This is a genomic window from Rufibacter ruber (assembly GCF_001647275.1).
Taxonomy (GTDB): Bacteria; Bacteroidota; Bacteroidia; order Cytophagales; family Hymenobacteraceae; genus Nibribacter; species Nibribacter ruber_C.
Window position 1 is genome coordinate 69,686 of sequence record NZ_LRMM01000011.1, and the last position, 12,838, is coordinate 82,523.

The 12,838-nt window shown below is 42.9% G+C and carries 23 protein-coding genes; all 23 read left to right on the forward strand.

The genetic code is table 11. The features are described 5' to 3' along the window. Positions 1 to 9 precede the first annotated feature (9 nt). The 23 genes from rpsQ (at position 10) to A8O25_RS06635 (ending at position 12,820) form a co-directional block, all read left to right on the forward strand. Complete coding sequence (rpsQ, locus tag A8O25_RS06530) at positions 10 to 267, forward strand: 30S ribosomal protein S17 (protein WP_066832353.1); 258 nt, start codon at positions 10 to 12, stop codon at positions 265 to 267. 1 nt (position 268) lies between these two features. After that, entirely contained in the window at positions 269 to 637 is a 369-nt protein-coding gene (gene rplN / locus A8O25_RS06535) for a 50S ribosomal protein L14 (protein WP_066832356.1), read from the forward strand. Between the two features lie 20 nt (positions 638 to 657). Beyond that, the gene (rplX, locus tag A8O25_RS06540; RefSeq protein WP_066832360.1) at positions 658 to 981 is read left to right on the forward strand and encodes a 50S ribosomal protein L24; all 324 of its coding nucleotides are present in this window, start codon (positions 658 to 660) and stop codon (positions 979 to 981) included. A 1-nt stretch (position 982) separates the two neighbouring features. Beyond that, a complete protein-coding gene (rplE, locus tag A8O25_RS06545) occupies positions 983 to 1,534 on the forward strand; it encodes a 50S ribosomal protein L5 (protein ID WP_066832362.1) in 552 nt (183 codons plus the stop codon). Positions 1,535 to 1,538: 4 nt separating this feature from the next. Beyond that, a complete protein-coding gene (gene rpsN / locus A8O25_RS06550) occupies positions 1,539 to 1,808 on the forward strand; it encodes a 30S ribosomal protein S14 (RefSeq protein ID WP_048919312.1) in 270 nt (89 codons plus the stop codon). A gap of 86 nt (positions 1,809 to 1,894) precedes the next feature. Next, positions 1,895 to 2,293 (forward strand): 30S ribosomal protein S8, encoded by a 399-nt coding sequence (rpsH, locus tag A8O25_RS06555; RefSeq protein WP_066832366.1) that lies wholly within the window; start codon positions 1,895 to 1,897, stop codon positions 2,291 to 2,293. Between the two features lie 11 nt (positions 2,294 to 2,304). Next, the gene (gene rplF / locus A8O25_RS06560; protein WP_066832369.1) at positions 2,305 to 2,859 is read left to right on the forward strand and encodes a 50S ribosomal protein L6; all 555 of its coding nucleotides are present in this window, start codon (positions 2,305 to 2,307) and stop codon (positions 2,857 to 2,859) included. An 8-nt stretch (positions 2,860 to 2,867) separates the two neighbouring features. Next, positions 2,868 to 3,221, forward strand: a complete 354-nt coding sequence (gene rplR, locus A8O25_RS06565) for a 50S ribosomal protein L18 (RefSeq protein WP_066832372.1) — start codon at positions 2,868 to 2,870, stop codon at positions 3,219 to 3,221. Positions 3,222 to 3,225: 4 nt separating this feature from the next. After that, positions 3,226 to 3,744: a 30S ribosomal protein S5 gene (gene rpsE / locus A8O25_RS06570; protein ID WP_066832375.1), complete on the forward strand. Its 519-nt coding sequence runs from the start codon at positions 3,226 to 3,228 to the stop codon at positions 3,742 to 3,744. Positions 3,745 to 3,746: 2 nt separating this feature from the next. After that, positions 3,747 to 3,926 (forward strand): 50S ribosomal protein L30, encoded by a 180-nt coding sequence (gene rpmD / locus A8O25_RS06575; RefSeq protein WP_066832378.1) that lies wholly within the window; start codon positions 3,747 to 3,749, stop codon positions 3,924 to 3,926. Between the two features lies 1 nt (position 3,927). Next, entirely contained in the window at positions 3,928 to 4,374 is a 447-nt protein-coding gene (rplO, locus tag A8O25_RS06580) for a 50S ribosomal protein L15 (protein ID WP_066832382.1), read from the forward strand. A gap of 3 nt (positions 4,375 to 4,377) precedes the next feature. Beyond that, positions 4,378 to 5,703: a preprotein translocase subunit SecY gene (gene secY, locus A8O25_RS06585; RefSeq protein ID WP_066832385.1), complete on the forward strand. Its 1,326-nt coding sequence runs from the start codon at positions 4,378 to 4,380 to the stop codon at positions 5,701 to 5,703. A 3-nt stretch (positions 5,704 to 5,706) separates the two neighbouring features. After that, a complete protein-coding gene (gene map / locus A8O25_RS06590) occupies positions 5,707 to 6,477 on the forward strand; it encodes a type I methionyl aminopeptidase (protein ID WP_066832388.1) in 771 nt (256 codons plus the stop codon). A 3-nt stretch (positions 6,478 to 6,480) separates the two neighbouring features. Further along, on the forward strand, positions 6,481 to 6,699 hold the full coding sequence (gene infA / locus A8O25_RS06595) for a translation initiation factor IF-1 (protein WP_048919321.1): 219 nt from the start codon (positions 6,481 to 6,483) through the stop codon (positions 6,697 to 6,699). 4 nt (positions 6,700 to 6,703) lie between these two features. Then, positions 6,704 to 6,820, forward strand: a complete 117-nt coding sequence (gene ykgO / locus A8O25_RS22425) for a type B 50S ribosomal protein L36 (protein WP_071885446.1) — start codon at positions 6,704 to 6,706, stop codon at positions 6,818 to 6,820. A 10-nt stretch (positions 6,821 to 6,830) separates the two neighbouring features. After that, positions 6,831 to 7,208 carry a 30S ribosomal protein S13 gene (gene rpsM, locus A8O25_RS06600; RefSeq protein ID WP_066832391.1) on the forward strand — a complete coding sequence of 126 codons (378 nt, stop codon included), beginning with the start codon at positions 6,831 to 6,833 and terminating at the stop codon, positions 7,206 to 7,208. Between the two features lie 10 nt (positions 7,209 to 7,218). Next, complete coding sequence (gene rpsK, locus A8O25_RS06605) at positions 7,219 to 7,611, forward strand: 30S ribosomal protein S11 (protein WP_066832394.1); 393 nt, start codon at positions 7,219 to 7,221, stop codon at positions 7,609 to 7,611. Positions 7,612 to 7,632: 21 nt separating this feature from the next. Further along, positions 7,633 to 8,238 (forward strand): 30S ribosomal protein S4, encoded by a 606-nt coding sequence (gene rpsD, locus A8O25_RS06610; RefSeq protein ID WP_066832397.1) that lies wholly within the window; start codon positions 7,633 to 7,635, stop codon positions 8,236 to 8,238. A 37-nt stretch (positions 8,239 to 8,275) separates the two neighbouring features. Continuing rightward, positions 8,276 to 9,265, forward strand: a complete 990-nt coding sequence (locus A8O25_RS06615; protein WP_066832403.1) for a DNA-directed RNA polymerase subunit alpha — start codon at positions 8,276 to 8,278, stop codon at positions 9,263 to 9,265. 66 nt (positions 9,266 to 9,331) lie between these two features. After that, positions 9,332 to 9,865: a 50S ribosomal protein L17 gene (gene rplQ / locus A8O25_RS06620; RefSeq protein WP_066832405.1), complete on the forward strand. Its 534-nt coding sequence runs from the start codon at positions 9,332 to 9,334 to the stop codon at positions 9,863 to 9,865. 78 nt (positions 9,866 to 9,943) lie between these two features. Further along, complete coding sequence (gene carA / locus A8O25_RS06625) at positions 9,944 to 11,056, forward strand: glutamine-hydrolyzing carbamoyl-phosphate synthase small subunit (protein WP_066832407.1); 1,113 nt, start codon at positions 9,944 to 9,946, stop codon at positions 11,054 to 11,056. A gap of 18 nt (positions 11,057 to 11,074) precedes the next feature. Further along, on the forward strand, positions 11,075 to 12,352 hold the full coding sequence (gene eno / locus A8O25_RS06630; RefSeq protein ID WP_066832410.1) for a phosphopyruvate hydratase: 1,278 nt from the start codon (positions 11,075 to 11,077) through the stop codon (positions 12,350 to 12,352). A 144-nt stretch (positions 12,353 to 12,496) separates the two neighbouring features. Continuing rightward, complete coding sequence (locus A8O25_RS06635) at positions 12,497 to 12,820, forward strand: FtsB family cell division protein (RefSeq protein WP_066832413.1); 324 nt, start codon at positions 12,497 to 12,499, stop codon at positions 12,818 to 12,820. The last annotated feature ends 18 nt before the right edge of the window (positions 12,821 to 12,838 follow it).

The window sequence follows — 12,838 nt, forward strand, 5'->3', positions numbered from 1 at the left end:
TTTGAAACCATGGAGACGAGAAATCTAAGAAAAGAAAAAACTGGACGCGTGGTAAGTAACAAGATGGATAAATCCATCACTGTTATGGTTGAAAGCAAAATGAAACACCCAATCTATGGGAAATTTGTTTCTAAGTCCAAAAAGTTTATGGCTCATGATGAGAATAATGAGTGCGGTATTGGTGATACTGTTCGCATTATGGAAACTCGGCCAATGAGCAAGAACAAATGCTGGCGCTTAATTGAAATTGTAGAAAGAGCTAAATAATATGATACAACAAGAATCAAGACTTACTGTTGCTGATAACAGCGGAGCAAAAGAGGTTCTGTGCATCCGGGTATTGGGTGGTACAGGAAAAAAATATGCCTCTGTTGGTGATAAAATTGTTGTTACCGTAAAATCTGCTCTTTCCTCAGGAAACGTAAAAAAGGGAACTGTTCACAAAGCTGTGATCGTTCGCACTAAGAAAGAGGTTCGTCGTAAAGATGGATCATATATTCGTTTTGATGATAATGCTGCGGTGTTATTGAACAACAACGATGAGCCACGTGGTACGCGCATCTTTGGGCCTGTTGCCCGTGAATTACGCGAAAGACAGTTTATGAAAATTGTTTCTTTGGCTCCTGAAGTATTATAAACACGAGAAGAGAAAACAAGATGTCAAAGCATAAACTTCATGTGAAGAAAGGTGACACTGTTAAAGTGATCGCGGGTGATGATAAAGGTAAAACTGGAACAGTGACCTCTGTTTTAACTGATAAGCAGAAGGTGGTTGTAGAAGGACTTAACCTGGTATCTAAGCACCAAAAGCCCAGCGCTAAAAATCCTAGCGGTGGTATCGTTAAATTGGAAGCTCCTATCCATGCCAGTAATGTAATGTTAGTAGAGCCTTCTACTAATGTAGCAACTAGATCAGGTAAGAAGCTTAACAATGATGGTAAGCTACAACGTTATTCCAAAAAAACTGGAAACTTAATCTAAGATGGCGGCTAGACTTAAAGAGAAATATACAAAAGAAATTACGCCTGCATTGAAAGAGAAATTTCAATACAAGAGCATAATGCAAGTTCCCAAAATCACCAAAATCAGTATTAACAGAGGTATTGGTAATGCTGTTGCTGATAAAAAGCTGGTTGATATTGGAGTTGATGAATTAACCATCATTGCAGGTCAGAAGGCGGTACAAACCAAAGCCAAGAACTCTATCTCTAACTTTAAGTTGAGAGAGGGTATGCCCATTGGTGCCCGCGTTACATTGCGCGGAGAGAAGATGTATGAGTTCTTAGATCGTTTGGTGACCATTGCGCTTCCACGTGTACGTGACTTCAAAGGTATCAGCGACAAAGGTTTTGATGGACGTGGTAACTATACTCTTGGGGTAAAAGAACAAATCATCTTCCCTGAGATCAGCATTGATAAAATCAAATCAATTGCTGGTATGGACATCACTTTTGTGACTACAGCTACAACAGATGAGGAGAGCCTTGAATTGTTGAAAGCTTTTGGTTTACCGTTCGCTAACTTAAAGAAATAACAAAATGGCTAAAGAATCAGCGAAAGCAAGAGAGCTTAAAAGACAAAAATTGGTTGCTAAATATGCAGCTAAAAGAGCTCAATTAAAAGCTGCTGGCGATTATGAAGCTCTAGATAAATTGCCCAAAGACGCTTCTCCTGTTCGGTTGCACAACAGATGCAAATTAACCGGCAGACCAAGAGGCTATATGAGAAAGTTTGGCATCTCTCGCGTTACATTTAGAGAGATGGCTTCTGCCGGCAAGATTCCTGGGGTAACGAAGGCTAGTTGGTAATTATTACTCCTACCATTATTATAGTTAGGAAAACATTAGTATCTTTGCGGCTCCTTAAAAAGAGCGGAATCTAAAAATATAGTCTAATGCATTCAGATCCGATAGCAGATTATTTAACTAGACTACGGAATGCCATCAAGGCAAATCACCGTGTAGTTGAAATTCCGGCTAGCAAAATAAAAAAGGAATTAACCAAGGTTCTCTACGAGAAAGGTTATATCCAAAGTTACAAGTTCGATGATAGCTCAGTTCAAGGCACCATTAAAATAGCTTTGAAGTATGATCCAGCTACAAAGCAGTCTGCTATCGTGAAACTTGAAAGAGTTAGTAAGCCGGGACTCCGTAAGTACGTGCATTTTGATGAGATGCCACGTGTATTGAATGGCTATGGTGTAGCCATCTTAAGCACCTCAAAGGGTGTTATCACTGACAAAGAGGCCAAAGGTCTTAATGTAGGTGGTGAAGTGTTATGTTACGTGTATTAATTTAAGTAGAAATGTCACGGATAGGAAAACTGCCCATCACTCTCCCACAAGGTGTTGAGGTGACGGTAAACCAGGAGAACTTGGTAACAGTGAAAGGTCCTAAAGGAACACTTTCTTCTCAAGTTGATACTGACATACAAGTTGCAATAGAGGATGGAGTATTAACTGTTTCTCGCCCAACAGAACAAAAAAGACATAAAGCCCTTCATGGTCTTTACCGTGCAATTATCAACAACATGGTGGTTGGAGTTAGCACTGGTTATAAGTTGTCTTTGGAGCTGGTAGGTGTGGGTTATAAGGCTACAACTCAAGGACAGAACCTTGAGCTTGCTTTAGGGTACTCTCACAATATCTATGTAGCTCTTCCTGAAGAAATTTCTGCCACTGCGGTGACAGAAAAAGGTAAAGCTCCTGTTATTACCTTAGAAGGTATAGATAAGCAGTTGATAGGACAAGTTGCTGCTAAAATCCGCTCATTACGTAAAGTTGAGCCTTATAAAGGCAAAGGTATTCGTTTCGTGGGTGAGGTTGTTAGAAGAAAAGCTGGTAAAACTGCTTCTAAATAAGTAAGAAAATGGCATTCGATAAAGCAAAAAGAAGACTGAGAATCCGTCGTAGCATCCGTAACAAGGTGTCGGGAACAGCTCAGCGTCCACGTCTGTCTGTCTTCAGAAGCAATAAATTTATTTATGCTCAGCTGATTGATGATGTGCAAGGTATAACATTAGCAAGTTCTTCATCTGCTGCTATTGAAGGAGCAACAGCTTCAAATAAAAGCGAGTCTTCTACTTCAGTAGGTCGTGATATTGCAGCTAAAGCTTTGGAAAAAGGTATCACCGAAGTAGTTTTTGACAGAGGTGGATACTTATACCATGGCAGAGTTAAATCATTAGCAGAAGGGGCTCGTGAAGCGGGTCTTAAATTCTAAGAACATGTCTAAATTAAATATCAAAAACGTTAAGGCGAGCGACATAGAGCTGAAAGAGCGTGTGGTAGCCATTAACCGTGTAGCCAAAGTGGTAAAAGGTGGTAGAAGATTCAGCTTTTCTGCCATTGTGGTTGTAGGTGATGGTAATGGCGTTGTGGGGTACGGCTTAGGAAAAGCAAACGAAGTGACAGATGCTATTGCAAAGGGTATTGATGATGCTAAGAAAAACTTAGTACGTGTTCCTTTGTTCAAACACACTGTGCCTCACCAGATGGAGGGTAAATTCTCCGGTGGTTTTGTATTGATCAAGCCAGCTGCTGCCGGTACCGGTGTAATTGCTGGTGGTGCAATGCGTGCAGTTTTTGAAAGTGCTGGAATCAAAGATGTTTTGGCTAAGTCAAAAGGATCATCTAACCCTCACAACGTGGTTAAAGCTACCTTTGATGCTCTTTCTAAAATGCGTGATCCATTGGTGGTTGCTCAGCAGCGTGGAATTAGTCTTCAACGTGTATTCAACGGGTAATTATGGCAAGTGTAGAAATCACTCAGATAAAAAGTATTATTGATCGTCCGGAGAGACAAAAGCTCACCATGAAAGCTTTAGGTCTTGGTAAGATCAATAAAACTGTCACGAAAGAAATGACTCCTCAGATTGCGGGGATGATTAACCGAGTACAACATTTAGTATCGATTAAGGAGGTCTAAAATGAACTTAAGTAATTTAAAGCCTGCTGAAGGTTCAACTAAGAACCGGAAGAGAATTGGTCGTGGTACCGGTTCTGGTAGAGGAGGAACCTCCACCCGTGGTCATAAAGGAGCTAAATCACGCTCAGGATATTCATCTAAAGCTGGTTTTGAAGGTGGTCAGATGCCATTAGTACGCCGTGTACCTAAATTCGGTTTTAAAAATATTAACCGGGTTGAATACACTGCAGTAAACCTTGATGTTCTTCAGAGCCTGGCATCTAAATCTGGTGCTTCTGTTATTGACTTTGCTGTTTTACGTGAGAACGGATTGGCTTCAAAGAATGATAACATCAAAGTTTTAGGAAGAGGCGAATTAACAACTGCTATTGAGGTTCACGCGCATGCGTTTTCACAAACTGCAGTTGAAGCAATTGAAAAAGCAGGCGGCAAGGTTGTGACTCTGTAACAGATGAAGAAGCTGATTACTACGATTAAGAATATTTTTGCGATTGAAGATTTGCGAGTACGAATCCTAAATACTTTAGGATTCATCGCAATTTTCAGATTAGGTTCCTATGTGGTACTTCCTGGAATTGATCCCAATCAATTGAAAGGTGGTGCCCAGGGGATTTTAGGTTTATTAGATGCCTTTTTAGGTGGAGCATTTAGCAATGCTTCCATTTTTGCATTGGGTATCATGCCTTATATTTCTGCTTCCATCGTTTTACAGCTTCTAACCATTGCAGTTCCTTATTTTCAGAAATTGCAGAAGGAGGGTGAGTCTGGTCGTAAGAAAATCAACCAATACACAAGGGTATTGACTATTGCTATTACTCTTGCTCAATCAGTTGGTTTTCTGGCAACCATCAATGCAGATGCAATAGATCCGTCTGTTGCTGGTCCTCTCTTCACTATTTCTTCCATGATCATCTTAACGGCAGGCACTATGTTCTGTATGTGGTTAGGGGAGAAGATTACAGATAAAGGTATTGGAAATGGTATCTCCATGTTAATCATGATAGGTATTGTTTCTAGGCTCCCTGGCGCATTAGTGGGTGAAGCCCTCGCATTAGGTTTAGGACGAGCACTTATCTTTATTATCGAGTTGCTAGTTCTTTTCTTCGTAGTCATGGGTGTAGTAATGCTAACCCAGGCTATCAGAAGAATTCCAGTGCAATATGCAAAACAAGTAGGTGGGAGCGCTTCTCTACAGGCTGGTCAGAGACAGTTTATCCCTTTGAAAGTTAATGCTGCTGGTGTAATGCCTATTATCTTTGCTCAATCTTTAATGTTCCTTCCGGGCATGATTGCCTCATTCTGGAGAAATGAAAGTGATTTGGCAAATGAAATAGGTAATGTCTTTTCAGATTATACCTCTTGGCAGTATAACCTCTCTTTTGCAGTTTTAATTATTGTTTTCACCTTCTTTTATACTGCTATCAGTGTTAATCCTAATCAGATAGCTGATGATTTGAAAAGAGGTGGGGGCTTTGTTCCGGGAGTTAAACCCGGGTTGGCTACTTCTGAATACATTGATGAAGTTCTTACTCGTATTACGTTCCCAGGTGCATTATTCTTAGCTATTATTGCTATTCTTCCTTCTATTGCTATGCTGTTCGGGATTACCCGAGAATTTGCTGCATTCTTTGGTGGTACCTCACTTATCATCTTGGTTGGAGTTGTTCTTGATACTTTGAATCAGATCGAAAGTTACCTGTTAATGCGTCATTATGACGGCATGATGAAATCAGGTCAACTTAGAGGTAGGTCAAAAAACATACCGGTAGCTTCTTAAGGAATGATAATATATAAGACCGAAGAAGAAATCGAGCTTATTAAACAAAGTGCTAACATCCTCAGCAGGGTGCATGGTGAAATCGCCAGGCATGTTGTTGAGGGTGTTACAACCTTGAAGTTAGATGCCGTTGCCGAAGAGTTCATAAGAGACAATGGAGGCTCTCCTTCCTTCAAAGGTTACAATGGGTTTAAGCATAGTCTTTGTATTAGCTTAAATTCTGCAGTAGTACATGGTATCCCGGGTAATTATTCTCTGCAATCTGGAGATGTAGTATCTATAGATTGCGGAGTTTTTTTTCAAGGCTTCCATAGTGACAGCGCTTACACCCATGCTGTAGGGGAAGTAAGTCCTGAAGTAAGAGATTTGCTCCTTCATACCAAGGAGTCTTTATATAAAGGTATAGAATGGGCAGTTGCCGGAGCCAGAATTGGTGACATAGGGTATGCTGTTCAATCTCATGTGGAACAATTTGGCTATGGTGTTGTCCGGGAATTAGTAGGACATGGCTTGGGCCGGAACCTTCATGAGAGCCCTGAGGTTCCTAACTATGGCAAAAGAGGCCAGGGGATGAAGCTTCAGGAAGGCTTAGTACTTGCCATTGAACCTATGGTGAATTTAGGTTCTAGACATGTTGTTCAAGAAGAAGATGGCTGGACCATTAGAACCAGAGATAAAAAACCATCTGCGCATTTTGAACATACAGTGGTGGTGAGAAAAGGCAAAGCAGAGATTTTAACTACTTTTGATTACATAGATAACGCACTGAATTAATACATGGCTAAACAGTCTTCCATCGAACAAGACGGTACCATCATTGAGGCACTATCCAATGCAATGTTCCGGGTTGAATTAGAAAATGGCCATCAAGTTATCGCTCATATTTCTGGGAAAATGCGGATGCACTACATCAAGATTCTTCCTGGAGACAGAGTGAAATTAGAAATGTCTCCTTACGACCTTAGTAAAGGCAGAATAGTTTACCGTTACAAATAAACAGATGAAAGTAAAAGCGTCAGTTAAGAAACGCAGTGAAGACTGCAAAGTGATCAGACGTAAAGGCAAGCTTTACGTGATCAACAAGAAAAATCCACGTTATAAACAAAGACAAGGTTAATTTTTAAAACATGGCTAGAATAGCAGGAGTTGATATTCCAGATAACAAAAGAGGCGAAATCGCTTTGACGTACATCTACGGCATTGGCCGTAAGTTGTCACAGTCTATTTTGGTGAAGGCTGGGGTGGATCTTGACAAGAAAGTAAAGGATTGGACGGAGGAAGAAGCCGGAGAAATTCGTAATGTAATTGCTTCTGAGCACAAAGTAGAAGGTGTTCTTCGTTCTGAGGTTCAGCTACACATCAAGCGTCTGATGGACATTGGTAGCTACCGCGGTTTACGTCACAGAAAAGGTTTACCAGTTAGAGGTCAGAGAACCAAAAATAACTCTAGAACCAGAAAAGGTAAGCGTAAGACTGTTGCAAACAAGAAGAAGGCATCTAAATAATTAAACGACAATGGCTCAGAAAAGAAAAGATAAAGCCAAGAAGCGCGTGGTTGTGGTGGAGCCTGTTGGTCAGGTACACATCAAAGCTTCTTTTAACAATATTATTATCTCTGTTACCAACATCAACGGCCAAGTTATCTCTTGGGCTTCTGCTGGTAAAATGGGTTTTAAAGGGTCTAAGAAAAATACTCCTTATGCAGCTCAGATGGCTGCCGCAGACTGCGGTAAAGTAGCTTATGAGGCTGGCTTGAGAAAGGCTGAAGTGTTTGTAAAAGGCCCAGGAGCTGGACGTGAGTCAGCTATCCGGACTATGCAAAATGTTGGAATTGAAATTACCTCTATCAAGGATGTAACGCCACTTCCACACAACGGTTGCCGCCCTCCAAAGCGCAGAAGAGTTTAAGGATCTTATTTAGTATTAGAAATGGCAAGATATACAGGCCCTAAGAGTAAAATCTCTAGAAGATACAATGAACCAATTTTTGGACCAAGCAAAGCGCTAGCTAAGAAAGCGTATGGTCCTGGCCAACATGGCCGTGGTCGTAGAAAAAAGCAATCTGAATATGCAATCCAGTTAATGGAAAAGCAGAAGGCTAAATACATCTATGGTGTATTAGAGCGTCAGTTCGCTAATTTGTTTGACAAAGCTGCCCGTAAAACAGGTATCACTGGTGAGAACTTACTGGCTTTATTGGAAGCAAGACTAGACAACACGGTGTATCGTTTAGGTATTGCTCCTACCAGACGTGCCGCCCGTCAATTAGTAAATCACAATCACATTCAAGTAAATGGTGGCGTTGTAAATATCGCCTCCTATACCCTTCGCCCTGGCGATGTGGTGAGTGTGCGTGAGAAATCTAAATCATTAGAAGCTATTACTACCAGTTTAGCTGGTCGTAATGCTCGTCAATTCACTTGGTTGGAGTGGGATGGTAGCCAAATGGCTGGTAAATTCATCTCAAATCCACAGCGTGATCAGATCCCTGAGAAAATTCAGGAGCAGCTGATTGTCGAGCTTTACTCTAAGTAATAAGTTCTAAGTAAGTGTCAACCTTAAACCAGCAATCATGTCAATATTAGCCTTTCAAATGCCAGAGAAAGTCGTGATGGAGAAATCCGATGACTTTAATGGGCAGTTTGAATTTAAGCCGCTAGAAAAGGGCTATGGTGTTACCATTGGGAATGCGTTGAGAAGAATCCTTCTCTCCTCATTGGAGGGCTATGCCATCTCCAGCATCCGTATTCCTAGTGTGCTCCATGAGTTCTCTACCATTGAAGGTGTGGTTGAAGATGTCTCTGAAATTATACTGAACCTGAAAATGGTTCGTTTCAAGAAAATTGGTGACTTGGTTGATGATAAAATCACCGTTAGCATCAGCAAGCAAGATACCTTCACTGCCGGTGACATCAATAAATTCTCTGGTTCATTTCAAGTATTGAACCCTGATCTGGTGATTTGTCACTTAGATCCAGAGGCTTCTTTTGAAATTGAATTGACTATTCAGAAAGGCCGTGGTTACGTGCCGGCTGAAGAGAATAAACCAGCAGATCAGGTTTTTGGTCAGATCGCTATTGATGCTATCTTCACTCCAGTTAAAAATGTGAAGTTCAGTGTTGAGAACACCCGCGTTGAGCAGAAAACTGACTATGAGCGTCTTTTGCTTGAGATTTCTACAGATGGTTCTATCCATCCTGAAGATGCTTTGAAAGGTGCTGCCAATATCTTGATTCAGCATTTTATGCTTTTCTCTGATAACACCATGACTTTTGAGACCGTGAAGCCTGAAGAGGAAGAAGCTGTTGATGAGGAAATGCTGCACATGAGAAAAGTTCTGAAGACTCCTTTGCATGACATGGATCTTTCAGTTCGGGCATACAACTGCTTAAAAGCAGCTGATATCAGAACGTTAGGAGATCTGGTGCAATTAGATCTTTCTGACATGATGAAATTCCGTAACTTTGGTAAGAAATCTTTGACTGAGTTAGAGAACCTGGTTTCTGAGAAAGGCCTTAGCTTCGGGATGGACATCTCCAAGTACAAGTTAGAAGAAGATTAGTAATCTACGGCATAATTCCCGATCCCGACAGGTTGATCGACGGTATGCACGTGCACAATTAAAATAATGAGACACGGTAAAAAAATTAACCACTTAGGAAGAACTGCCGCCCACCGTGCTGCTTTGCTTTCTAACATGGCTTCATCCCTGATTCTTCACAAGCGTTTAGCAACTACTGTTGCCAAAGCGAAGGCCCTCCGTAAATACGTAGAGCCGTTGTTGACAAAATCTAAAAGCGATACTACACACTCTCGTCGTACTGTTTTTGCTTACCTGCAAAACAAAGAGTCTGTAAAAGAGCTTTTTGATGGGGTAGCCTCTAAAATTGCTAATCGTCCCGGCGGATACACCCGTATCCTTAAAACTGGAACTCGTCTTGGTGATAACGCAGAAATGTGTATCATTGAGCTGGTAGATTACAACGAAGACATGCTCACTACCACCGGTACAGCCGCCGCTGGTAAAGCAAAAACCAGACGTCGTTCTTCAGGTAAGAAAAGCACCGCTGCTGACACTGCGTCAGACGCTGCTGCTACTCCAGCCACAGAAGAAACTCCTGCTGCTTCTGCTGATTCAACTGAAACTAAATCAGAAGAATAACAAAAATGCAGTAATAATTGAAAAGGGATACGATATTAATCGTATCCCTTTTTTATTTTTGCCACATACTTATTTCGAATGAAGATTCACACGACAACTGATGCAGTATTGGTGCTGGAAGACGGCACTGTGTTCCATGGCAAAAGCCTGGGGAAAATAGGAACCACCGGCGGTGAGGTCTGTTTCAATACAGGAATGACCGGTTATCAGGAAATCTTTACTGATCCTTCCTATTATGGTCAGATTGTGATTACCACGGTTTCACATGTAGGCAATTATGGGGTACAACCTGAAGAGGTTGAATCTGGCCAAATTCAGATCAAAGGGTTGGTGTGTAAAGAGTTCTCGCAACATTTCTCCCGCAAAACCGCAGAAGGCTCTTTGCAAGAGTACTTTGAAAAAGCCGGCATTGTGGGCATTTGTGAAATTGATACCAGAGAACTGGTACGTCACGTACGGGACAAGGGAGCTATGAATGCCATTATCTCCTCTGAAACCACAGATGTTGAGACTTTAACGTCACAGTTGGCTGCTGTTCCATCTATGCATGGGTTAGAACTCTCCTCAAAAGTGACTACGCCGCAACAATATGACCTACCTGTCAATGACACCAGGTTTAAAGTGGCGGTGCTTGATCTTGGGGTGAAACGCAATATCTTGAATAACTTAACCAGCCGTGGGTGCGAGTGCCGGGTTTTCCCTTATGGGGCCACCTTTGAGGAAATGGAACAGTGGGGGCCAGACGGCTACTTTATCTCCAACGGCCCTGGTGACCCCGCAGTGACCACAGAAGCCGTTAAGAGTGTTGAGAAGATCCTGGCCGAAGAAAAACCAATGTTCGGGATCTGCATGGGGCATCAAATCTTAGCCCAGGCCAATGGTATTCCTACCTACAAGATGCACAACGGGCACCGGGGGTTAAACCATCCGGTTAAGAACCTGATCACAGGCAGAAGCGAAATTACGTCCCAGAACCACGGCTTTGCTGTTGACCCGGAGGCGGTGAAGAACAACCCCAATGTAGAGGTCACGCACATTAACCTGAATGATAACACGGTAGAGGGAATCCGGATCAAAAACAAACCCGCTTTCTCTGTGCAGTACCACCCAGAGTCTTCTCCCGGGCCGCATGATTCAGAATACCTGTTTGATCTGTTCGTGGAGATGCTGGAGAAGGAGAAAAATAAGTAATACCAAACTTGAAATTATATGAGCTTAATTGAAGACATCAAAGCCCGTCAGATTTTTGACTCCCGCGGTAACCCAACCGTAGAGGTAGACGTGATCACGCAAAATGGTATTGTAGGCCGTGCAGCCGTTCCTTCTGGGGCGTCTACCGGTAAGCATGAGGCCGTAGAGCTGCGTGATGATGACAAGAGCAAATACATGGGCAAAGGTGTACTGCAAGCGGTACAGAATGTGAACACCCTCATTGCTGATGAGTTGGTAGGCTTCAACGTGTTTGACCAAAGCCTGCTTGACAAAATCATGATTGAGATTGACGGTACGCCTAATAAAGCCAAATTGGGGGCCAATGCCATCTTAGGTGTTTCGTTAGCCGCCGCCAAAGCTGCCGCCAAAGAAGCCGGTCAGTCACTGTACCGTTACGTGGGTGGGGTGAACGCCAATACCCTGCCGGTACCTATGATGAACATCTTGAACGGCGGTAGCCACGCAGACAACTCTATTGACTTTCAGGAGTTCATGGTTATGCCCGTGGGCGCCCCTTCTTTCTCTGAGGCGCTCCGGTGGGGATCTGAGGTGTTCCACCACCTGAAAAACGTGCTGAAGAAGAAAGGCATGTCTACCAACGTGGGCGATGAAGGTGGTTTTGCTCCTAACATAGGCTCTAACCAGGAAGCCATTGAGGTAGTCTTGCAAGCCATTGAGGCTGCAGGTTACAGACCAGGTGAGGACTTCATGATAGCCATGGATGCGGCCGCTTCTGAGTTCTATGATGCCTCAACCGGGCATTACCACTTCAAAAAGTCTACCGGTGATAAACTGACCTCTTCTGAGATGGTAGGCTTCTGGACCGAGTGGGCAAACAAATACCCTATCATCTCTATTGAAGACGGTATGGACGAAGACGACTGGTCAGGCTGGAAAGCATTGACTGATTCCATCGGGAACAAGACGCAGCTGGTAGGTGATGACTTGTTCGTGACCAACGTAACCCGTCTGCAGCAAGGTATAGACCAGCAGGTGGCCAATGCCATCCTGATCAAAGTAAACCAGATTGGTACGTTAACCGAAACCATTGATGCGATCAACCTGGGCCGCAGAAACGGCTATAAGAGCATTATGAGCCACCGTTCTGGAGAGACCGAAGACAACACCATTGCTGACCTGGCGGTAGCGTTGAACACCGGTCAAATCAAAACAGGTTCGGCTTCCCGTTCAGACCGGATGGCCAAATACAACCAGCTGATCCGGATTGAGGAGGAACTGGGTGAGGTTGCCTATTTCCCGGGCAGAAAAATGTAATTCCCGTTTTGGGGCTGTTTTTCAGAAAACAGCCCCAAAACACAATTTCCTGAAGAACTGCCCGCCACGGCTGGACTTGCTTCCGGATTCTTTGTACCTTCATGGCGGCAAGAGATTTCTTGCCGCCATTTTTATTTTTGCGCTATGTTGGCACGTGTTCCCAAATTCTTCCGGAGCTTTTACTTTTTCACACTGTTGGGTTTTCTGGTCTGGATGCTTTTTTTTGACTCCAATGACTTCATTACCCAGTTTCAGACCAGCCAGAAACTGGCGCAGCTGGAAGAGGAGCGGGACTATTACCTGGAGAAAATTGCCGAAGTGGAGAAAGACAGAAAAGAGCTCATGAGCAACCCTGAGCTGCTGGAGAAGTTTGCCCGAGAGAAGTACCTCATGAAAAAGCCCACTGAAGACCTCTACATCATAGTTGAGAAAGAAGAAGAGGAACTGCAGGAGCAACAACAGCAGTAATACACATCCACTATACAA